Consider the following 21,653-nt stretch of genomic DNA (forward strand, 5'->3'; position numbering starts at 1 on the left):
AAAGATGTTTCACGTGAAACATATGCTCCTAGCAACACGTGCTCCGCTCCCAAACAAAAAAGCCCAACCGTTTAGGGCTGGGCTTGGGTTACAAACAATTATTCGACGATTACTGAGGGAGCAGTGATATATCGGCGACTTCTAAAAACAGCGCTTGAAGGCTTGCAAGAAGCGCCAAACGATTACGCTGAATAGCCGGGTCGTCTGCCATCACCATCACTTGGTCAAAAAAGGCATCCACGGGATCGCGGAGTGTTGCAAGTACGTCGAGTGCCTGCTGATAGTCACCTGCAGCAAATAGCGGTGCCACCTTCGTCTGGCAATCTGTTACAGCATCAAAAAGAGCCCGTTCGGCATCTTCCTGCAGCAAGCCTTGGTCGACAGGTGTGCTGCTGTCATGCGCCTGCTTGCTTAGAATATTTGAAACGCGCTTGTTAGCCGCTGCCAGCGCTGCGGCTTCGTCACGCTGTGCAAAGGCTTTCACTGCGCGCAGGCGGCGGGCGAAGTCGAGCGGGTTAGTCACCGGGCGTGCTCGCACGGCAAGGTACATTTCAGCGCTGATGCCTTCATCCTGGCCCCAGGCGCGGAAACGATCAAGCATATAGGTCAGCACATCCTCAACCAGCCCATCGGCATTAGGTAGGCCCTTATGCTGTTCTGCGGCAACTGTGAGCAGCTCACGCAGGTCCAGATTCAATTCGCCCTTAACCAAGATGTTAAGCACACCAATCGAGGCTCGACGAAGAGCAAAAGGATCTTTTGCGCCGGTAGGGCGCTGGCCAATCCCGAAAATTCCGACCAGCGTATCCAGGCGATCAGCCAGGGCCAATGCCTTGCCTGTGGCGCTCTGGGGAATAGCATCGGTAGCAAAGCGCGGCAGGTACTGCTCTTCAAGCGCTTGGGCAACTTCTGCTGGTTCGCCATCCTGCTCTGCGTAGTAGCGTCCCATAATGCCCTGTAGCTCAGGGAATTCGAGCACCATCTCCGTTACAAGGTCACATTTGGCAAGCGCTACGGCGCGCTGGGCATGGGCCACATCGCCGTTGATCTGCTCAGCAATAAAGGTCGCAATCACCGTGCTACGGCGTGCTTTATCAGCCAGGGTGCCCAATTGCTGTTGGAACACAACGCTTTCTAACTGAGGAATTCGCGAAGCCAATGTGCGCTTGCGGTCGGTGTCGTAGAAAAACGCTGCATCGGCCAAGCGTGGACGAATGACTTTTTCATTCCCGGCAATGACTTGGTCAGGGTCAGCGCTGTCGATATTGGCGATGGTGATAAACAGCGGTTTCAGCTTGCCTGCGTCGTCCAGCAGGTGAAAATATTTCTGGTTAGCCTTCATTGAGGAGATCAAACACTCGGCGGGCACTTCCAGAAAGCGCTCATCAAAGCTACCGGTCAGGGCGACCGGCCATTCAACCAAGCCGCTCACTTCTACCAGAAGGGCCTCGTCGATGACTGCATTGGCCTCCTGGACTTCAGCCTCTGCTAAGACCTGTTCACGGATGCGTTCGCGCCGTTGCTCCCGATCCACCAATACATAGGCATTTTCAAGGGCAGCCACATACTCGTCGGCGTGGGCCAGCTGGATAGCATCAGGGGCGTGGAATCGGTGACCGTAGGTGGTGCAGGTGGCCTCTAAACCAAGGGCCTCAGCGGCTACTACATCGCTACCGTAAAGTGCCACCAACCAGTGAACCGGACGTGAAAACTCAACCCGGGAAGCGCCCCAGCGCATGTTTTTGGGCACAGGGAGGGTGCTGATAGATTTGCGGATGATCTCGGGCAGCAATGCTTGAATAGACTCCCCTTGCTGCTGTTCACGAAAACCTAGCCAGGTGCCTTTATCGGTTTCTAAATGAATTAGCTCGTCGACGCTCACCCCGCAGGAGCGGGCAAAGCCTTCCGCCGCTTTAGTGGCCACACCTTCTTTAAAGGCGGCTGCGAGCGCTGGCCCCCGGCGTTCAACATCCCGGTCGGGCTGTTTGTCGGCAAGCTCGCTGACTTGCACTGCTAACCGTCGTGGGGTTGCAAAAGCACTAACGCTGGCGAAGGGCACGTCGGCGTCTCGCAGGCCTTTTTCGATGCCTGCTGCGAACGCATCGGAAAGCGCATCGAGGGCCGTGGGTGGCAGCTCTTCAGCACCCAGTTCTAGTAAAAGCGTATTAACAGCCATTAGTCGTCTCCCTGATCGGCGAGTAGCTCTTGTAACAGTTCTCGGCGAAGCGTTTCTGGCGCCATGGGGAATCCTTCGGCCTTACGCGAATCAAAGTAAGCAGTCGCCACATCTCGCGCCATGGTGCGAACGCGTAAAATAAAACGCTGACGCTCGGTGACCGAAATAGCGTGGCGGGCGTCTAACAAGTTGAAGGTGTGGGAAGCCTTCAGAACTTGCTCGTAGGCTGGCAGCGGCAGGCTGGCGGCAAGCAGTTTGCCGCACTCTTGTTCCTGATGGTCAAAGTTAGCAAACAGCTGGTCGACATCGGCGTGCTCAAAATTGTAGGCGGACTGTTCGCGCTCGTTTTGCAGGTAAACATCGCCGTAAGTCACTTTGCTACCGTCGGGGGCAATGGCCCAAACGAGGTCATAAACGCTGTCGACGTCCTGCAGGTACATGGCAATACGCTCAAGCCCATAGGTCAGTTCGCCGGTGACTGGGTAGCATTCGATGCCACCTGCCTGCTGGAAGTAGGTAAACTGGGTGACTTCCATGCCGTTTAACCAGATTTCCCAGCCCAGGCCCCAAGCGCCTAGGGTAGGGGATTCCCAGTTATCTTCGACAAAGCGGACATCGTGAACCAGCGGATCAAGACCAAGACGCTTGAGCGAGCCCAGATAGAGATCCTGTAGGTTGCTCGGCGACGGCTTCATCACTACCTGGAACTGATAGTAGTGCTGAAGGCGGTTAGGGTTTTCGCCATAGCGGCCGTCAGTAGGACGGCGGGAAGGCTGTACATAGGCAGCATTCCAGGTTTCGGGGCCAATCGCCCGCAGGAAAGTAGCGGGGTGGAAAGTGCCCGCGCCGACTTCCATATCGAGCGGCTGAAGGATGACACAGCCCTGTTCTGCCCAGTACTGCTGCAGAGCAAGGATCAAGCCTTGAAAGGTCGACACATCGGGTGTCGATTGGTTTGTCGAGACACTCATCGCGGAAAGCACCGTTGGCCATGAATTCATAAGGCGTCAAGTATACAATCCTAGGCAGATGGGTTATAGGCAAGTATGCCAACAAGCCGCTTTAGGTAAGGAGAACAGTATGATTGTGGTAACAGGCGGTGCCGGTTTTATCGGCGCCAACTTAGTTAAAGCACTAAACGCCCGTGGACGAAACGATGTGATGGTGGTCGACGATTTACGCGATGGCACCAAGTTCGTCAATTTGGCTGACTGCACGCTGGCGGACTATCTCGACAAGGACGATTTCCTCGTTAGAGTAAAAGCTGCCCTGGCAGGCGAGAGCGTTGACCTACCCAAGATAGACGCGATTTTCCACGAGGGCGCCTGTTCGGATACCACCGAGTGGGATGGCCACTACATGATGGAAAATAACTTTGAGTACTCCAAAGTGCTGCTTAATTACTGCGAGCAGGAGGGTATTCCTTTCTTTTATGCCTCGTCAGCCGCCACCTATGGCGGCAGCGAGGTGTTTAAAGAGGTGCCCGAGTGTGAAAAACCGCTTAACGTATACGGCTACTCAAAACTGCTGTTTGATCAACACGTACGCGCACGGTGGAGTGAGTTAACCACGCAGGTGGTGGGGTTTCGCTACTTTAATGTCTATGGTCCGCGCGAACAGCACAAGGGCAAGATGGCTAGCGTGGCCTATCACAATCATCTGCAAATTCGTAACGGCGAAACGCTCAAGCTGTTTGGCGCCTACGACGGCTTTGAAGCCGGTATGCAGAGCCGCGACTTTGTGTATGTCGGTGATGTGGTCGATGTGAACCTATGGTTTTTGGATCATCCCGATCAATCCGGTATTTTTAACTTGGGCACTGGCCGGGCGGAACCCTTTAAAGCGATTGGTGAGGCCGTTATCGACTTTTACGGTAAAGGTGAAATTGACTACATTGCCTTCCCTGAAGAATTGAAAGGGCGCTATCAGAGCTATACCCGTGCTGACATTAGCAACCTGCGTGAGAGTGGCTGCGATGTGGAGTTTAAAACCGTGGCTCAAGGGGTGAAGGCCTACTTGGGGTGGTTAAATGGCTAACTCAGCACAGCGTTTGCTGGTGATTGGCCCTTCCTGGGTGGGTGATATGGTCATGGCGCAAAGCCTGTTTATGACCTTAAAAGCCCGCCAGCCAGACGCGACGATTGGCGTGGTTGCGCCAAAGTGGTCACAGCCTATTTTAGAGCGCATGCCTGAAGTAGATGAAGTGCTGCCGTTAGCAGTGGGCCACGGCGAATTTGGCCTGGCCAGTCGCCGGGAGCTCGCCAACCGTCTACGCGGCCGTTTTGACCGCGCTATTGTTTTACCCCGTTCTTGGAAGGCTGCACTAGTGCCCTTTATGGCGCGTATTCCTGAACGCATAGGCTTTTTAGGCGAACACCGCTACGGGCTTCTTAAGGAGCGTCGCAAACTTGATAAGCAGGTGCTGGATCAAACGGTAAAGCGCTTCGTTTCGCTAGGCCTACCCCTGGAAGAAGCTGCTAGCGGTGACTTTGCGCTGCCCAAACCGAGACTACAGATTGACCGCGATAATTTAGTCAATCTACGGCTAACACACTCGCTGTCATCGCGCACGGCAATTGGCTTGATGCCGGGTGCTGAGTACGGCCCTGCCAAACAGTGGCCGGTTAGTTACTTTCACAGCTTAGCCAAACGGCTGGTGGAAGAGGGTTTTGAAGTACGCGTACTTGGTGGGGCAAAGGATCATCCGGCGGGAGAGGAGATCACTCTGGGACTTTCCCATGCCCATAACCTGTGCGGTAAAACCCAACTGGCAGATGCGGTCGATCTGCTTGCGGATTGTCGTCAGGTTGTCACCAATGACTCGGGATTAATGCATGTGGCCGCCGCGGTAGGCGTTCGCATCCATGCGCTATACGGCTCTTCATCGCCCGCTTACACGCCGCCGTTGACCGATAATGCCGTCATCCACTACCTAGCGCTCTCCTGCTCTCCCTGCTTTCAGCGTACCTGTCCGTTGAAGCATACCAACTGTCTAAATCAGCTCAGCGTTGACCAGGTCTATCAACAAATTCACGCATCTCATCACTGGGAAGGCGTGATTGCTAATGAATGAGGTCAACTTCATCCGCTACATCAGCGGGCGTCTCAACGGTTTGTTCTTGAGAGGAGGGGGAAGACTCAACGGGCTCACGCCGCTGAGGGGAGATACCCTCCCAAAGGCGGTGCTGAAGCGCCGTCTCTTCACGCAAGCGCTCATTCAGCACTTCGATGCCATGCGCCTCTACTAGCGTTCGGTTATTGCTGAAAAGTGACGTACCCAATCCGGCGCGGTCACGTTCCAAACGAAAGCCCAGCGCATCTAGCAGTGTGGGAAAAACATCTAGCATGGTAGCGTCGCGACGAATACGCTGGGGCTCAATCCCGTTACCCAGCATAATCAGTGTGTTGTCACGGTCTAAGGCGGTCAGTTGATCCCACACTGAAACCCGCATTGTTAGATGATCGCTAAGGATGACCACCAACGTATTGTCGAGGAGGCCCTCGGTCTCTAAACGCTCAATCAAATCTCGGGCAAGCCATGCTGCACACTCCACCGAGTAGAGAATATCCTGTCCATCAAATTCGCCCTGCTTTTCGATGCATGACTGAGAGGGGTAGCCATTGGGCGCATGGCCTGCCAAGTTCAGGCTAACCACGCCCCAGGGGCCGCTATCTTGGCTAGCTAAGCGCCTGATTTCATCAGCAGTGATGTCGTACAGCGTGTCGTCGTACAGCCCCCAACTATTCACATACTCAGGATCCTCTAGCAGGGGCTCTAACTCTTCTCGTCCTTTTACGGTATCGAATTGGTGACCACGGTAGAACAGGCCTTTACCCGCGAACTGCGTGCTGGCACCACCTAAAAAGCTTAGCTGGTAGCCCTGTGCAGCAAGGATGTCGCCCAGGCAGTCGACGCCAGGAACGACCTTGGATAAGGGGTCAAACTGACTGTCGTGAAGGAGGCCTGCGGGCATTAATGGCACCCCGCACTGGCTGGCGATCATGCCGGCCATCGTCCAGCCCGTGTTATCCATTTGGCGTATGCCTTCAAAGACAGCACCTTTTTCACCCAATGCAGTGAGATCGGCGTAGACATCGCCAAATAGCTCGTTGGCGTAGGTGCGCTCAATGCTTTCCAAATACAGGACGAGTAAGTTAGGGGCATCCCTTAGCTCCTCCGTGGGGGGCGGCTTGTAGCGGCGGTCTAGCCAAGCACCGTCATCGGTAACTATTGACGCGCTGCGTTGGCCTAGGCCATAAAGCAACGGGTTACTCGCTAGCAACAAAATAGCAAAAAAGCGCTCAGCTAACCGCCAGCGCTGATCGTGGCGTGTTAGCCATGTCACGGCAGCCAGTATGCCGATCATTATCAGCGTATACAGCACCGCGATGACCATTTTTCCTGCGCCACCATGCTCGGCCATGCCTGCCTGGAGGTGAAAAAACACCGCCCCTAGATCGACAATGCCAAAGCTATCCGCAAGGTAAACGTAAATGCCCCATAGGCTTAGTGGTAACAGCGACCAAGGCCACATTTTTCGATAACGAGCGTTGGCAGGCCGACCCCAGCGTAGCTTAAGCCCCACGCCAATCCATGCAGCGGCGACAAAAAATAGCGTCCACCAGGGCAATCGGGTCATTACCGTGACGGTATAACCCAGGCAGAGGCCGATGAGTGTCAATGCAATGGTGGCCAACCTAGCGGTACCCAATGCAGTCAAAGAGCGAAAACGTATAATGATATTTACCTAATATAAATAGTTAAAAAGAACCACTAAGAAAAAAGATCGCTTTGATGATAGCGGCTACCAAGGGAGAAGTTGATAGGTGCGCTCGAAATATTTCTGCATAACCAGAAGACCAATCAAGCGCTCGCGATCGGTATGCATAAATTGCACAAAGTAACGGTTCGCATTAGCAATAATTTTTTTGGCCGCAGCGGGATTGTCTCGGTAAAAGATGACTTTCTCCTCAAGATCTGAGTAATCATCCTTGAGCTGCACATAGTGATAGTCGGGTAACAACGTGCCTTCCATAAACCATGTTTCAAAGCGCGGACGTCGCATAAAACAGAGTGAATTTGAGGCCATTATCCACTTAAGATTTGTGGCCACATCTTTGCCTTCTATACTGAGCACGAATTTATATTTCAGTTGCTCTGGCACCGACATAAAATGGCGATGCCAGGGTTGTCCGTGGGCATTTTTGTGCGTATCGCCCACGTTGCATAGCGGGTGATCATAAAAGTCTCGAATGAATTGACGCCGATGCTCTTGATGACAAAAACCTCGCCATACCACAAGGTCGAGCTTGTCATCATAGCGGTGAGAATCCTTCACCGTGTAGTAGTGACGAACACGGTTTAATTTAAGTAAAATTGAGTTTTGGTTGTAATCATTAATCGGCCGGCTTTTCACTAAGGTAGGCACGTCGGGCACAGTGGTTACATCACCAAAACGGTGGCAGAAGCGCTGGTCAGGCGGGAAATAGCGCAACACGCTGAGTAAATCCAAGTAATAAGTGCCACTTTTCTCGCGTTTGAAATTAGCTAAACTGACTGCCTGCTCGGGCAGTTCAACGTCTTCCTCTAACTGATTACAGTAATTGACTCTGAACAGTATTTGCCGCTGCTCGTCTTCAGGCAGTGCCTTGAATGAGCGCAGCAAGTTGATTCTTTGTCGGTGCAGAAGAGCACTGGGAAGCAGACGATGAACCGCATGTTGTGCATAAAAGCCTAGCTTATGGAGATTTTTATGCGCTTTCGCAGATGCAGCAAGCATAACTATTAACTCAATATTGTTTGGTAGAGATGCCAATACGATGCAGCCATTGACTGAGGACTATAATGATCTAAACGCTCTGTTGCGCCTTTAACCAACCGCTGCCGTAGGGGGACTTCCTGCCTTAATCGCAGAATGCCGTTAGCCAGCGCATCGGCATCGCCGGACGGGATCAATAACCCCGTCTGTTCATGCTTGACGATATCCGGTATACCGCCCACAGCGGTGGCGATGACGGGGACGCCGAGCTGCATGACATCCAGCACGACGGAGCCCAAGCCTTCATTACGCGAGGGAAAAGCAAACACGTCCAGGCCCGCCAGATAATCGGCAATATTGTTTTTAAACCCCAACCAGGAGACATTGCTAAGCGATGACGACTCATTTTTTAATGCCTCTGCGTCTTTGCCATCGCCCAACAAAATAAACTGTATATCCGGCGCTTGTTGCTCGAGCTTCCGCGCAGCCTGCAGTAGCACTCGCTGTCCTTTGTGACGATCAACCACGGCGCCGGCGTGGCCGACTAAAAATTTATTGGCAAAACCGTCGCGAAAACGCTGGGTCGCATCAGATGAGGGCGCCAAACGAGCATAGGCGCTGGGTACTAAGGTAACGTCGCCCCACTGGTTGTCTTCCAAAAGACGCTTTATAACCTGGGAAAGGGCTACCCTGGCGGATGCATGCGAGTAACTTTGCTGGTTAAACCACTTACGTTTGACGGGCGAATCGACACGGCGAGTAATTAAGTAGGGCGTACCTGTTAAACGGTAGTGTAAGTAGGCCCAATGAACGCCTTTGGCATCGTGAGCATGTACCAAATGAGTCTTGCCGAAATGAAAATGTCCCGCTAACTGATGATTGGCTGACTGAAAATTGAGTTGCGCAACGCCTTGCAGGTGTTGGCGCATGGGGGAGTCGCTACGGCAAACCAGCGTCTGTGTAATCTCGTTTGATGACCGCTCTGCTAACGTCTTAATTAATAACTCAGTTTGGCGCTCACCGCCGCGAAAACCACGCGCCAAATTGACATGAGTAATATGCATCAATCACCAAACCTTATTAAAGTCTTCCGCTTCAAGCACTCTTGGATCACGCTGATATTCGAGTAGTTTGGCATACTTTAAGTAGCTATTGAGCCCTGCGCTGATCGCCACCGTCATGCCATCTACCCCGCCCATAAAACCCCGCTGGAATATATATTTACGTATAAAGGCATTCAGTCCATGTGCAAACGGTGAAAAGGCGTTGGCCCGCTTGCCTTTTTGAAACATGATTTTGGCCGAACGGCCGCTGAAATTGCGTCCTGGTTTGGCAAACAGCTGACCAAGATTATCAAAAGAGTGGTGGATCATATCTGCGTTGAGTCGCTTGGGATTGGCGGCGATGACTCTGGCGTGCTGCTTAACGTCGGCAAAGCGAGCATGGCGATGGTTGTAGAGGCGAATACAATAATCTGGATACCAGCCACAGACCCGAATCCAGCGTGAGCCAATCATATTGCGACGGCGAAAGGCAAAAGCGTCATGTTCAGTTTCAGCAAGGTCGAGCTGTCTAATCGCTTCGACCATCTCTGGCGTTAGGCGTTCATCGGCGTCTAAGCTGAGCACCCAGTCATATGCCACATGCGCTAGCGCGATATTTTTTTGAATGCCGTCGCCTAAATAGGTTTGTTGAACCACCTTGGCGCCTAACTCACGCGCGATATCCGTGGTTCGATCCTGGCTGCCAGAATCCACCACGACGATGTCATCACATACTTGCCGAGCAGACGCAATACAGTCCGCAATATTGGCTTCTTCGTTAAAGGTAATAATATTAGCCGATATCATCAAACAGGCATCTCTTGCAAAAAGGCGGAAGTAATGTGTGCTGGAGAGAAGCGCTCCAGCCAACGTTCATCAATAGCGTAGCCGTCAGCATCAAGAATGGCATCGACACGGGCTGCTAATGCCTCCGGCGTCATCTCGCAAAGGTAAGCTTCCAGCTCATCGGCCATGATATCACGCACCCCGCCTGGGCAATCGACCGAGACAATAGGGGTTTGGCAGGCCAGTGCTTCTAGCAGTACGATGCCAAGACCTTCGTGGGCGGAACTCAGTATGAATAGGCGCGCATGATGCATCCAAGGGTAAGGGTTTAATTGGCGGCCCGCAAAAGTAACGTTCTCCGCAATATTGAGTTCAATGGCTAGTGCCTCCAACTCTTTGCGCAGAGGCCCCTCGCCAACAATGACCAGGGGAAGGTTTGTCTGCATCTTGGCATACGCCCGCAGCAGGAGGTGATGATTCTTCTGCGGTACCAAGCGAGCTACGTTAAGTAAATAGGGCGAATTGGGCCGCTCGGGGAAGTCTTCAAGCATTGTTTTTCGGATGGCCGCTAAAGGGCATGGATTGGTGATGGTTCTTAGCGATAATGGCTGTACCTCTAGTGTCTGCATGGCCGTCGCAATCTGTTGTTCGACGCCGTGAGATACAGTAATTAGATGTTTATTATGAAACAGACAGCGTGCCTTTAATCGCTCTAACCAGTGAGCATGGCCTGAGGTAGGTTTGACGATATTTTCTAGTACATAACAGGCGCGAGGATCCTGGAAAGACCATACCGTTTCAAAAGTACCAATGCCGCGGAAAATAATCCGGTCAAAATGCCCGTGTTGTCGCTCAAGGCGACGTACTTCGCGACGAAAAAGTTTTCCGCCCCACCAGCCGGACAATAAAAAATAGCTTTTCCGAAACGCGCTATTGAGCAGACGAGCTGTCACCTCAATAATACCGCCCACACCCGATCTCCACATGGCACGAGATAGGGCGAAGTGATGAACCTTTACGCGCTCATTGTACGGCGCCAACTGGGGTGGCCGTGGCTTAAAGTACATCAAATGGCTTTCATGGCCCTGCTCGGCAAAGGCATCGGCAAGGTTCACTGCTACCCGTTCCATGCCACCAATTTTTAACGTACGCACGACAATCAATACTTTCATGTAGGCGAGTCCTTTGGGTGTAAGGGAAGTTGTAGCACCGGCTTGCACTGCAACTGCTGACGCCGCCGCTGAGTCTTAAACCACGCCAGCATTTGCTTGAATCGCTGTTGCAGGGGCGGGGGGGGAACGCTAACGGACGGCTGCCAAGGGGTTAATGAAAGATAATGCTGATATAAATAGGTAAGTGGGTGGCGGCTGTCGGCATGCCATGGTTTTCGTGCGCCTATAAAATGGACGATCGCGGGTTCACGAATTGCGTGTTCAAGTTCCTTTTGCCAATTGGCATAGTGAGCTACTTTTTTTTCCACTGCAGGATAAGCGTATGGCTGCATATTCCAGCGCATGGGTAGTCGATACCAGTCTTGGAAAATAAGATTTAAAGCGTCCTGGTCGGGGTAATTTAAGGCGTAATCGTGCTGCTTTAAGATTCGATCTACTTGGTCTAGCACATTGCGTGCTTTCCATCCTTCAAGATCCACCACAAGAACGCCGGAATTAAAATAGTGCTGAAAGCCCAGACCCATTCGGCTCTGTTCGGTTCCCTGTAGATTAGCCACACTGGCTATGGGAGCGCCCTCCATGTCGAATGACAATACGTTGACGATATCATCTAGCACCACCAGGTCGCAGTCTAAATAAATAACTTTCTGGCAGCTTGATGGCAACCAATTATGCATGCCTAGGCGTAACATGGCAGCGGGGCCAAAACGACCCAATGCTGATTCAGGCCAGCTGCTGCTTTCCGCCTCAATGACCGTTAGCGATGCAGGCAGTGTCGTAAACCAGTTGTGCAGCCGTTGATGAGTATGGGTAGATAACTGGTAGCCTAATAAATAGAAATGCAGTGCTTCAGGTGTCTGGCTGTGGCAAATAGTGGATGCCATGACGGCTGCTGCCTTGTCGACATACCCTTCATCGGCGCACAGGACAATAGTAATCATGGGAGATCCTTTTCGATATGAGTAATGGCTTTTGAGCGGTTAGCCCGCAATTCGGGTTTCCATATATGAGTGAGGCAGCCCGCCATAACAACATTAAAAAGAAAGACGCCTGTCCAAAATATCAAATAGGACTCAAAAAGATTAATAACACTCCAAAAGCATAAAAAAGCATAGAAAAATAGCAGAACATCACCTGGCATATCGCCACGCTTCCACGCAAGCCAGGCACTTTTTGTAAACCATATTAATAAATAGAAGTAAGCGACTAGACCCAGTAATCCATACTGTAACGTGATTTCAAGATAGAGGTTATGTAAGTGACCAAAGTTTAAAGCTTGATAATGTGCATGATTATATTGGATGTTGTTAAATAAATAATCAACGCCCTGATCACCCCAGCCAAGTAAGGGGCGCTGTGCAATCATATCGATCGCGGCACGCCAGCTATACAGGCGCTCTCCTACACTAGAGCGTACTTCGCTAGTCGATAGGGGGACAGAGCTCCAGTCACCTCTCAGTAGTGCCTGAATGGTATCCAACTCTGCAGTGGCTCTTTCAATGACTAAAGAACTGTTGCTAATGATAAGAATAGCCAGACACGTTGATAGAAAAAAAATTAACAGTAGCTGTTTGTTTGAAAAACGTTTTCGGTGCTCGATAAACAATAATAAAAATACCGTTAGCATAGCTGCAGCCACACCGAGCCAGGTAGCGCGAGTTTGCGAAATGATAACGCCGGCCAAGATGATAAGGAAAGCCACTACCCAGAGGATTAGTTTGCCATAGTGCTGTAGAGGGGCTCTTAATAGCCTAGGAATGAAAATTAGTAACCCAAGCAACACAGTGCCGAAAAACATTGCTGAATGCTGAACGTTACGAATGTCAAAGCCAATGCGTTCGCCGTGAAAGCCTCGCTGAAAATCAGCAAGGCCATCGCCAGCAATCCATGGCGACAATATGACGGCTGCGCTGGCAATACTCCAGAAAATCAGCGTGTTTCGTGTACTGCCCGCAAGCCACCACGCAAAAATAATAAATACAAATAGTCGGGCAATGTGATCCAGCTTAGGGTAATCACCTGCTAGGTGTGAAAGTGTCAGCGTTAAATAAAACCAGTGACACACAGCCAAGAGTAAAGCCCACCACAGCATATGAAACACTGGGTGCTTCCATATAGGTGTGGCATAAATCTTAATACTAATTAGGCCAGAGAGAGATAATAGTAATTTGTTGAAGTCGCTAAAATCGCCAAAGTGCGGCTTTGAAAAAACGTAGAATAACGTAGCTAATACACCTATCGCTATTAAAGGTAGGGGCGTTTTTCCTAAATAATGTGTTTCCCATAAGCTCGAAGGGATCTTTCTTTGCATATACTCAATTTCTCAGTTGTGTGCTGCATCTATAACAAATGAATGTTCGTTGGAGGTGACAAGTATTTCAAAAAAGCTATCTTGAGTAAGTGGCATGATACGTTTAGCCAAAGTAACCTTGTCGAATGCTGCCCATTACGCCTGAGCTATGCGGAGCAGCAGAAAATTTCCCAAGCGAGCGTCCTAAGCGAGCTAAATTATTTTTCTGCCATTTTCCCGGTTCACGAAGGCGGCAGCGATCCAGGTCAATCAACCAAGGCGCACCACGGGGATCGATCAAAATATTGCGCGCGTTCAGATCAACGTGGTCTAGCCCAGCTTGATGAAAGCGTCGGATCATAACGCCGACCCGCTGCAACAGTGCTTCATTGGCTAGATCGTCAATTAGTAGCTCGGCCAATGCTTTGGCGCCGCCAATGCGTACAGTGATCAACGCGGCTTCATAAGTAAGCCCATAGCGGGTAACACAGCTTGCTACGGGCCGGGGCACCGGCAGCCCTTGTTCAAATAGCGCAGCGGTCAAGCGCAGCTCACGAAATGCTCGGGTTCGCTCAGCGCCAGTCCATAAGTAGCGCTTTTCACTAAGTTTGGCCGCCATGCCGCCGCGACGATAGGGCCTTAGCACCCACTGCTCGGTCGGCGTTGCCTGCAAAAACAGGCTGCTGCCCCGGCCAGGCGCTTCGCCCACAATTAATCTGCGTTCACGCCAGTAATCGCTAGTGAATAGGTCAGGATCAATTTGGTGTGTTCCCGGCGCGTCACATAAACTGTCTACATCATGTAAAATCAGCCAATTTTTCTGCCGGAGTGCCGCTAAGCGCATGAAGCCCTCTCTGCCTGTTCAGCCTAACCATATTGCCATTTTGCGCCTCTCCGCCTTAGGAGACGTGTGCAATCTCGTGCCCACAGTGCGGGCGTTGCAGCGCCAGTGGCCCGATGCGCGCATTACCTGGATTATCGGTAAGGGGGAGCACAGTCTACTGGCGGGGCTTTCCGGGGTCGAGTTCGTTGTTTACGACAAGTCGACAGGTATTGCTGGTATGCGCGCGTTATGGCGGCAGCTTGCCGACACGCGTTTCGATGTGCTGCTGCATATGCAGCAGGCTATTCGTGCCAGTGTGCTGTCACTAGGGTTAAAGGCTAAGGTGCGCGTGGGTTATGACAAAGCACGCGCTAAAGATGCTCAGCACTGGTTCACCCAGCATCAACTCGCGCCGCACCCCAATGCCCATGTGCTGGAGTCCTTTATGGACTTTGCCCGAGTGCTTGGGGTAGAGGATGATCACTTGACGTGGGACTTGCCGGTGCCTGACACGGCTCGTAACGAAGCACGGGTTATCAGCGGTGACGCCCCGTATCTGGTCATTAATCCATGCAGCAACGTACGCCTGCGTAATTTTCGCAACTGGTCGGTAGAGGGCTACGCGAGCGTGATTGAGCACGCCTGGGTACAGCACGGCCTTAAAAGCGTGTTGACTGGCGGTGGCAGTGCCTTGGAGCGGGAAATTGGCGATCAAATTGAAGCGCTTTGCCAGCCGGGGAGCGTGATTAACGCCATTGGCGGCACCTCGCTAAAAGGGGTTTTAGCGCTGATCGATCAAGCCCAAGCGGTGATAGCGCCGGATACCGGCCCTATCCATATGGCCAATGCGATGGGAACGCCCGCTCTGGGGCTTTATGCGTCCACCAATCCCCAGCGTGCCGCGCCCTATTTGTGGCGTGATTTTGCGGTTAACGCATACCCCGAAGCGGTGCGTACCTATCTGCATAAGTCGGTAGACGAGGTGAGTTGGGGCCAGCGGGTGCGTCACCCCAGTGCCATGATGCTGATTAAAGCAGACGACGTTATCGCCAAACTGGACACTCTGCTGGCGCATACTGTCTCCGCCGCCAGCGCAGGGAGCAACGATGAAAATTGATTTAACCGCCTTAGAGCATGCCCGAGTGCTAGTGGTCGGCGATGTGATGCTAGATCGCTACTGGCATGGCGGTACCTCGCGTATTTCCCCCGAAGCGCCGGTGCCGGTGGTGCGGGTGGAAGATGTCGAAGATCGCCCAGGTGGGGCGGCCAACGTGGCATTGAACATTACTTCCTTGGGCGGCCATGCAGTACTGGCGGGCGTGATTGGAGACGACGACAATGCGCAAATTCTACAAGCCAGTTTGAATGCCTCAGGTGTAAGTACTTACTTTCAGCGTAGCACTGAGATACCCACGATCACTAAGCTGCGTGTAATGAGCCGTAACCAACAGCTGCTACGTCTGGATTTCGAGCAGCGATTGGACAGTGTCGATACCAGCCAGCTAGTGAGGCATGTAGAACAGGCGCTAGCCGGCTGCGACGTCGTGATTCTTTCCGACTATGGCAAAGGCACCTTGAATCAGGTGGAAAACCTGATTGCCAACGCAAGGGCTCAGGGCAAGCGGGTGCTGATCGATCCGAAAGGCCAGGATTTCAGCAAGTACCGTGGGGCAAGTTTAATCACCCCCAATCTCACCGAGTTTGAAGCGGTGGTAGGCCACTGTGCGACAGATGCCGAGCTATCGAGTCGTGGTGAAGCACTGCGCGCTGAGCTTGAGCTAGAAGCGCTACTGATTACCCGCAGCGAAAAGGGCATGACGCTGATCCGCGAAGGCCACGTGCCGCTGCATTTACCTACCCGCGCTCAGGAAGTCTTCGATGTCACAGGGGCGGGGGATACCGTTATTGGTTTGATGGGGCTTGCGCTGGCAGCGGGCCACGCCTTTCCCGAAGCGATGATGCTGGCTAACTTGGGGGCCGGATTGGTAGTCGCCAAACCGGGTACGGCGACGCTCTCAATCGCTGAGCTCTATACCGCGCTACACGGCGATAAACTGGCCGAGTTCGGTGTCATTGAGCCAGACCTGTTGACAGAGGCTGTAAGGGCGGCCCAGTTGCGGGGTGAGCGAGTGGTCATGACTAACGGCTGCTTCGATATCCTGCACGCAGGCCATGTCGCTTATCTGGAGCAGGCCAAACGCTTGGGAGACCGTTTAATCGTCGCGGTTAACGACGATGCCTCCATTGGTCGCCTAAAAGGGCCAAAGCGTCCGATTAACCCCTTACATCGGCGTATGCAGGTATTGGCAGGATTAGGCGCCGTCGATTGGGTCGTGCCGTTTAGCGACGATACTCCCCAGACGCTAATCGAAGCGGTATTGCCGGATATTTTAGTCAAAGGCGGCGACTATCGGCCAGAAGATATCGCCGGGGGGGCGGCGGTGATTGCCAATGGTGGCGAGGTGAAAGTGCTGGGCTTTGAGGACGGTGTGTCTACCTCGGCGATGATTAGCTCCATTATTGATCGCGAGCGCTAAGAAACCTCTGATGACTTCACCTACTTGGCCTCGGCTTGCCTACTCAGCGGCGCTGTATGCACTCTCACCGCTTATTGGCTGGCGCATCTGGCGTGAGCAAGTGCCCACTTACTCACGCTTTCAGCGGCTGGGGTTACGCCTTGAGACGCTTCCTCCCGCGCCGCGTATTTGGCTGCACTGCGCCTCGGTGGGTGAAGTGCGCGCAGCACGGCCGCTGATTGAGCAGCTATTAGCGCGCTATCCAACCCATAGCCTTCTGCTCACCACCATGACCGCCACCGGTGCCCAGCAGTCCCAAGCGCTGATGTGCGAGCAGCCGCTAGCCGATCAAGCCAGGCTGGCCCATCGTTTCTTGCCGTTGGACTTTCCTGGTGCGGCTAAACGCTTTGTGCGCCGAGTTAAACCCGAGCTTGCCCTTCTGTTTGAAACTGAGCTGTGGCCTAACCTGATCCACGCCTGTCGCCAGCAAAGGGTACCCGTGGCGGTGGTCAATGGGCGCTTATCACCCCGAGCCTTTAAGCGCTACCAACGGCTGCACCCATTAATTGCCAGCACGCTCGCCGAGATTAGCTGGCTAGCGGCAAAATCACCGGCAGACGCCAAACGCTTTAATGCCCTAGGCTGCAGTTCGGCTATCACTCACATAGTCGGCTCGTTAAAATTTGAACTAGTCAGTCAAGTAAAAGCGATAAAAGAGGGTGAGCACTTACTTCGAGGATGGGGCGAGCGTCCAGTGTGGGTAGCGGGCTCCACGCGAGAAGGCGAAGAAGCGCTACTGCTCAAGGCTCATAAGCAACTGCTGCAGGGCTATCCTGATGCGTTGCTCGTGCTGGTACCCCGTCACCCACAGCGTTTTGATGAAGTGGCTAAGCTTTGCCAAGCAGAGGGTTGGACGTTAAGTCGCCGCAGCCAGCAGCAACTCGTCGCAAAGCAAACCCAGGTTTACCTGGGGGATACGCTGGGTGAACTGGCGATGCTTTACACAGCGGGCAGTGTGGCCTTTGTCGGGGGCAGTCTAGTGCCGCTGGGCGGGCACAACGTGCTTGAACCAGCGGCTTTGGGCCGCCCGGTGCTTAGTGGTGCTTCGATTGAAAATTTTGCCGATGTGGCTGAACCGCTGCAAGCAGCAGGGGCGCTCACCTTGGTCGACACTCCTGACGGCTTGGCAGAGGCGGTGGCGGGCTACTTTGCTGCCCCTGAGCTTGCCCAGCAGGCCGGGCTTGCAGGGCTTGCAGCGATTGAGGCACACAAAGGCGCTCTGGCCCGTACCCTGGTTGGGCTGGAGGCGCTGCTGCCCCAGTAACGCAGCAGCGCTATTTAAGCACCTTAGTTAAGTGCGATCCTTTCTACGCCATCTTCTTTGCCTAGCAGCAGCACATCCGCGCCGCGGGTAGCAAACAGCCCATTGGTCACCACGCCGACGATAGCGTTAATGCGCGCTTCCATGGCCACCGGATCTGCGATCATAAATTCATAGCAGTCGATAATTTGGTTGCCATTGTCGGTGACTACTCCCTGGCGATAGACCGGCTCGGCGCCAAGCGCGACAAGCTCGCGGGCGACATAGGAGCGTGCCATAGGGATGACTTCTACCGGTAGCGGAAAATTACCTAACTGAGGCACGTATTTCGAGCCATCGGCGATGCAGATAAAGCGTTTGGCGCAGGCAGCCACGATTTTCTCGCGGGTAAGCGCAGCGCCACCGCCTTTAATCATATGTAGGTGAGCATTCACTTCGTCTGCGCCGTCTATGTAAAAGGGAACTGTGCCAACGCTATTAAGCTCAAATACCTCAATGCCCAGTTTTTCAAGACGCTCGGCACTCGCCTGAGAACTCGCTACCGCGCCTTTAAAGCGGTCACGCAACGGCCCTAGGCGATCGATAAACAGGTTCGCCGTGGAGCCGGTGCCAATCCCTAAGATGGTATCCTTTTCCAGCTGAGCTTTAATTTCTTCAATTGCTGCGTCCGCTACGGCGGCCTTCAGTTCATCCTGGTTCATAATCAGCCTAGTGGGTCAAAGTGTGGTTAGTTACAAGAGAGCTAGTTGCAAGAGAGTTAGTCAGAGAAGTGCTCGTGGCGCTAGTATAGCGGTCTAAACGCCGCCTGCCGATGGCAACCCGGCTAGACGCCGCTAGGCGAAATCTGCTACCAATAAACGCTTTGTCCGTTCACGTTCTTCCCTTGGGATACCCGCATGCTAGAAGCAACCGTCAAAAAGATCCTCCAAGCCCGCGTTTATGAAGCCGCTTGTGAGACCCCGATTTCGCCTGCCCCCTTTTTGTCGCGTCGTTTCAACAACCAGATTTTGATTAAGCGCGAAGATTTGCAGCCGGTGTTTTCGTTTAAGATCCGCGGTGCTTACAACAAAATGGCGCAATTAACGGAAGAGCAGAAAGCCAACGGTGTAATAGCAGCCTCCGCTGGCAACCATGCCCAAGGGCTGGCGATGGCCGCTAAACTAATGGGCGTAAAAGCCGTCATTGTGATGCCGCGCATCACGCCGGATATCAAAGTCCAGGCGGTGCGCGCCCGGGGCGCCAAGGTCATCCTCAAAGGGGACGCCTTCGCTGCTGCTGCCGAGCATGCGCAGGAACTGATTAAAGAACACGGCTACACCTATATTCCACCGTTTGACGATATCGATGTGGTGGCCGGTCAAGGCACTATCGGCGTGGAAATTCTGCGCCAACACGCCGGGCGCTTAGACGCCATCTTCGTGCCGGTCGGCGGCGGGGGATTAATCGCTGGTGTTGCCGCGTACGTTAAATATCTGCGCCCGGATATCAAAGTCATTGGCGTCGAAGCCGAAGACAGCGCCTGCCTTAAAGCCGCTTTAGAGGCGGGGGAGCGCGTGGTGCTCGATCAAGTAGGCGTATTTGCCGAGGGCGTCGCGGTCGCGCAAATCGGCGAAGTGCCGTTTTCGCTGGTCAAAGACCTGATCGATGGCGTTATTACCGTTAACACCGATGAAATGTGCGCCGCGGTGAAAGATATTTTTGAAGATACGCGCGCGGTGGCGGAAACCTCCGGCGCGCTATCGCTGGCGGGGCTAAAAAAATATATCCAGCAGACCGGTGCCGAAGGCGAAACGCTGATATGCATCAATTCCGGGGCCAATACCAACTTTGATCGTTTGCAGCACATCGCCGAGCGCACGGAGTTAGGCGAGCAGCGCGAAGCGATCCTGGCGGTGACCATTGCCGAGAAGCCCGGCAGCTTTAAAAAGTTTTGCCGCACGCTAGGCAAGCGCATGGTGACCGAGTTCAGCTATCGCTATGCCGATAGCAATGAAGCGCATATTTATGTGGGCGTCCAGGTGAAGCCCGGTGGCGAAGACCGCCAGGCAGTCATCGACAAGCTGCGTGAAGGCGGCTACCAAGTGGAAGATCTCACCGATAACGAGTTGGCGAAGCTGCATATTCGCCACTTGAGCGGTGGTCGCCCCAGCGAACGCTTTGAAGAGGAAGTTTATCGCTTCGAGTTTCCCGAGCGCCCCGGCGCGTTGATGAACTTTTTGACCCAGCTGCCCCACGACTGGAATATCTCGCTGTTTCATTATCGCAACCATGGTGCGGCCTATGGTCGGGTCTTGGTGGGGATGCAAGTGCCTAACGGTGATCGCATCCATGTGGCTGAGTACTTAGACGCCATCGGCTACCGCTATTGGCGCGAAAGCGATAACCCAGCCTATCGACTGTTTATGGCTTAATCATGCATTACTGTATGTAAGTGCTTGCTTACCTTAAGCGTCAGAGCTGCTAGCGCCGTAACGTAACTTAATCCTTAGAAATGAGGCTAAAAAATGTCGTTAAAGCAGTTGTCACCGATGGCCCTATAGCCCTATAGTCGTGAGTGAAATTAAGCAAATTCGCCATACTCCAGAAAACAACAAAAAGAAAACAGCAAAGAGCGGCGGGTTTGGCACATTCGGCAACGGCAAAGGTGTTGGAGAAGCGGCATGCGGCGGAAGAAGCCTGATATGGTAATGGCGTTGATGGTTGTGTTTGCATTAGGGGTGCTGGCTACCGGCTATGCACAGGCGCTGTCGGGAAGCTAATCCCTTTAAGCTAATCCCTATAGACTTGCACCTACAACGACAGCAACAACGCTGTTAACCTGCAAGGCGACAGATATCAGACGAGAGGGGCTAATCCTTTATTGGGTCGGCCCTTTTTTTATGGGAAGAGGAGACGGCGGCTTATTGGCGACGTACGCAGCCTTGGTCACTAACCACCGCCTGTAAGGGTACATCCCATGGCTCTACAGGCAGCGAAGCCACCTGCTGGCAAGCATGGGCGACACCAATCAAGGTAGGCGCCGGGCCGGGGCGATGCATGAATGCCAAACTGCGGTCATAAAAACCGCCCCCCATGCCCATGCGGTTAGCATTAGCATCAAACCCGACTAGCGGCACAATTAACGTATCTAATGCCCAGGCGGATATGCGGTTGCGTCGCTCAGCGCCAAAACGTAAGTCGGGCTCCCAAATGCCAAAGCGGTTTTGCACCATTGGGGTGTCAGGGCGATAGGCGACAAACCATAGGCGATTAGCGCTAAACGGGCGTAAAACCGGTAGATAAATAGCCACATTACGCTGGCGCAGCCAGGGAAGTAGCGGGGTAGGATCAATTTCGCCGTTAACAGGCAGGTAGAGGCTTAAGCGCCGAGCACGGCGGATTTCAGGCAGGGTTTTCAATTGCTGGCATAAGCGCTGGGCTGCAAGGCGCTGCTCATGCTGAGAAAGGGCTCGGCGTTGATGACGTAAAAAACGGCGTAATGCACGCTTATCGACATCGCGATGGAGGCTTTCCATGCAGATGGTCTCTCATACCCTATAGGTTGGGTGTTCTCCAGAGTGCCGCTGTCATTCTGGCCCTGAACCTACTGGTTCAGGTGGGTGGCCGCAGCCAGACCGTCAGGCTTTCCGACGCACGGACATGCACACGGGCCTGGCTAGCATTTGGCCCCCTGGGTATTACGCATAGGCTCGAGGGACTATAACGACTGGCGTACACCCCAGAGAACTCCGCCATCCTAACAGAGCGACGGCTAATGCCAAAGTGCT

18 protein-coding genes and 1 other RNA gene are annotated in these 21,653 nt (G+C 53.2%); 6 read left to right on the forward strand and 13 right to left on the reverse strand.

The genetic code is table 11. From position 1 onward, the window contains the following. Nucleotides 1–109: 109 nt before the first annotated feature. Nucleotides 110–2,176, reverse strand: a complete 2,067-nt coding sequence (gene glyS, locus A6R74_RS00525; RefSeq protein ID WP_064232426.1) for a glycine--tRNA ligase subunit beta — start codon at nt 2,174–2,176, stop codon at nt 110–112. Continuing rightward, the gene (gene glyQ / locus A6R74_RS00530; protein ID WP_064232427.1) at nt 2,176–3,147 is read right to left on the reverse strand and encodes a glycine--tRNA ligase subunit alpha; all 972 of its coding nucleotides are present in this window, start codon (nt 3,145–3,147) and stop codon (nt 2,176–2,178) included. Before glyQ ends, glyS begins: the two co-directional genes overlap by 1 nt. A gap of 109 nt (nt 3,148–3,256) precedes the next feature. On the opposite strand from glyQ, the gene rfaD reads away from it, so the two are divergent. After that, nucleotides 3,257–4,213 (forward strand): ADP-glyceromanno-heptose 6-epimerase, encoded by a 957-nt coding sequence (gene rfaD / locus A6R74_RS00535; protein WP_064232428.1) that lies wholly within the window; start codon nt 3,257–3,259, stop codon nt 4,211–4,213. Further along, nucleotides 4,206–5,249, forward strand: a complete 1,044-nt coding sequence (waaF, locus tag A6R74_RS00540) for a lipopolysaccharide heptosyltransferase II (RefSeq protein WP_064232429.1) — start codon at nt 4,206–4,208, stop codon at nt 5,247–5,249. Before rfaD ends, waaF begins: the two co-directional genes overlap by 8 nt. Here waaF and A6R74_RS00545 read toward each other — a convergent pair. The 8 genes from A6R74_RS00545 to A6R74_RS00580 all read right to left on the reverse strand — a co-directional run bounded on the left by A6R74_RS00545 (nt 5,239) and on the right by A6R74_RS00580 (nt 14,070). Continuing rightward, nucleotides 5,239–6,816 (reverse strand): sulfatase-like hydrolase/transferase, encoded by a 1,578-nt coding sequence (locus A6R74_RS00545; RefSeq protein ID WP_240488124.1) that lies wholly within the window; start codon nt 6,814–6,816, stop codon nt 5,239–5,241. The two genes, waaF and A6R74_RS00545, sit on opposite strands and share 11 nt — an antisense overlap. Before the next feature lie 165 nt (nt 6,817–6,981). Further along, nucleotides 6,982–7,956, reverse strand: a complete 975-nt coding sequence (locus tag A6R74_RS00550; RefSeq protein ID WP_064232430.1) for a glycosyl transferase family 90 — start codon at nt 7,954–7,956, stop codon at nt 6,982–6,984. Nucleotides 7,957–7,961: 5 nt separating this feature from the next. Continuing rightward, nucleotides 7,962–8,999, reverse strand: coding sequence for a glycosyltransferase family 4 protein (locus A6R74_RS00555; RefSeq protein ID WP_064232431.1), 1,038 nt, complete (start codon nt 8,997–8,999; stop codon nt 7,962–7,964). Between the two features lie 3 nt (nt 9,000–9,002). Then, nucleotides 9,003–9,785, reverse strand: coding sequence for a glycosyltransferase family 2 protein (locus tag A6R74_RS00560; RefSeq protein ID WP_064232432.1), 783 nt, complete (start codon nt 9,783–9,785; stop codon nt 9,003–9,005). After that, entirely contained in the window at nt 9,785–10,936 is a 1,152-nt protein-coding gene (locus A6R74_RS00565; RefSeq protein ID WP_064232433.1) for a glycosyltransferase, read from the reverse strand. Before A6R74_RS00565 ends, A6R74_RS00560 begins: the two co-directional genes overlap by 1 nt. After that, nucleotides 10,933–11,877, reverse strand: coding sequence for a glycosyltransferase family 8 protein (locus A6R74_RS00570; protein WP_064232434.1), 945 nt, complete (start codon nt 11,875–11,877; stop codon nt 10,933–10,935). Before A6R74_RS00570 ends, A6R74_RS00565 begins: the two co-directional genes overlap by 4 nt. Next, entirely contained in the window at nt 11,874–13,247 is a 1,374-nt protein-coding gene (locus tag A6R74_RS00575; protein WP_082906532.1) for an O-antigen ligase family protein, read from the reverse strand. The genes A6R74_RS00570 and A6R74_RS00575 overlap by 4 nt, the downstream gene beginning before the upstream one ends. Before the next feature lie 103 nt (nt 13,248–13,350). Next, entirely contained in the window at nt 13,351–14,070 is a 720-nt protein-coding gene (locus A6R74_RS00580) for a 3-deoxy-D-manno-octulosonic acid kinase (RefSeq protein ID WP_064232436.1), read from the reverse strand. Here A6R74_RS00580 and A6R74_RS00585 point away from each other — a divergent pair. Genes A6R74_RS00585 through waaA form a run of 3 tightly spaced genes read left to right on the forward strand, consistent with a single transcriptional unit; the run spans nt 14,069 to nt 17,889 of the window. Then, nucleotides 14,069–15,166: a glycosyltransferase family 9 protein gene (locus A6R74_RS00585; protein ID WP_064232437.1), complete on the forward strand. Its 1,098-nt coding sequence runs from the start codon at nt 14,069–14,071 to the stop codon at nt 15,164–15,166. The genes A6R74_RS00580 and A6R74_RS00585 overlap by 2 nt on opposite strands. Continuing rightward, complete coding sequence (gene hldE, locus A6R74_RS00590) at nt 15,156–16,586, forward strand: bifunctional D-glycero-beta-D-manno-heptose-7-phosphate kinase/D-glycero-beta-D-manno-heptose 1-phosphate adenylyltransferase HldE (protein WP_064232438.1); 1,431 nt, start codon at nt 15,156–15,158, stop codon at nt 16,584–16,586. The genes A6R74_RS00585 and hldE overlap by 11 nt, the downstream gene beginning before the upstream one ends. A 10-nt stretch (nt 16,587–16,596) precedes the next feature. Next, complete coding sequence (waaA, locus tag A6R74_RS00595; protein WP_064232439.1) at nt 16,597–17,889, forward strand: lipid IV(A) 3-deoxy-D-manno-octulosonic acid transferase; 1,293 nt, start codon at nt 16,597–16,599, stop codon at nt 17,887–17,889. Between the two features lie 23 nt (nt 17,890–17,912). Here the strand turns inward: waaA and rpiA are convergent, their stop codons facing one another. Continuing rightward, on the reverse strand, nt 17,913–18,587 hold the full coding sequence (gene rpiA, locus A6R74_RS00600; RefSeq protein WP_064232440.1) for a ribose-5-phosphate isomerase RpiA: 675 nt from the start codon (nt 18,585–18,587) through the stop codon (nt 17,913–17,915). 195 nt (nt 18,588–18,782) lie between these two features. Here rpiA and ilvA point away from each other — a divergent pair, with 195 nt between their 5' ends. Beyond that, nucleotides 18,783–20,297, forward strand: coding sequence for a threonine ammonia-lyase, biosynthetic (gene ilvA, locus A6R74_RS00605; protein WP_064232441.1), 1,515 nt, complete (start codon nt 18,783–18,785; stop codon nt 20,295–20,297). Nucleotides 20,298–20,786: 489 nt separating this feature from the next. Here ilvA and A6R74_RS00610 read toward each other — a convergent pair whose 3' ends face one another. Together A6R74_RS00610 and ssrS are read right to left on the reverse strand one after the other, a co-directional pair. Continuing rightward, nucleotides 20,787–21,401: a 5-formyltetrahydrofolate cyclo-ligase gene (locus A6R74_RS00610; RefSeq protein WP_064232442.1), complete on the reverse strand. Its 615-nt coding sequence runs from the start codon at nt 21,399–21,401 to the stop codon at nt 20,787–20,789. Nucleotides 21,402–21,431: 30 nt separating this feature from the next. Beyond that, nucleotides 21,432–21,614, reverse strand: a non-coding RNA gene (gene ssrS / locus A6R74_RS00615) — 6S RNA. Between the last annotated feature and the right edge of the window lie 39 nt (nt 21,615–21,653).

It is taken from the genome of Halomonas sp. ALS9 (assembly GCF_001651035.1).
Classification (GTDB): domain Bacteria; phylum Pseudomonadota; class Gammaproteobacteria; order Pseudomonadales; family Halomonadaceae; genus Vreelandella.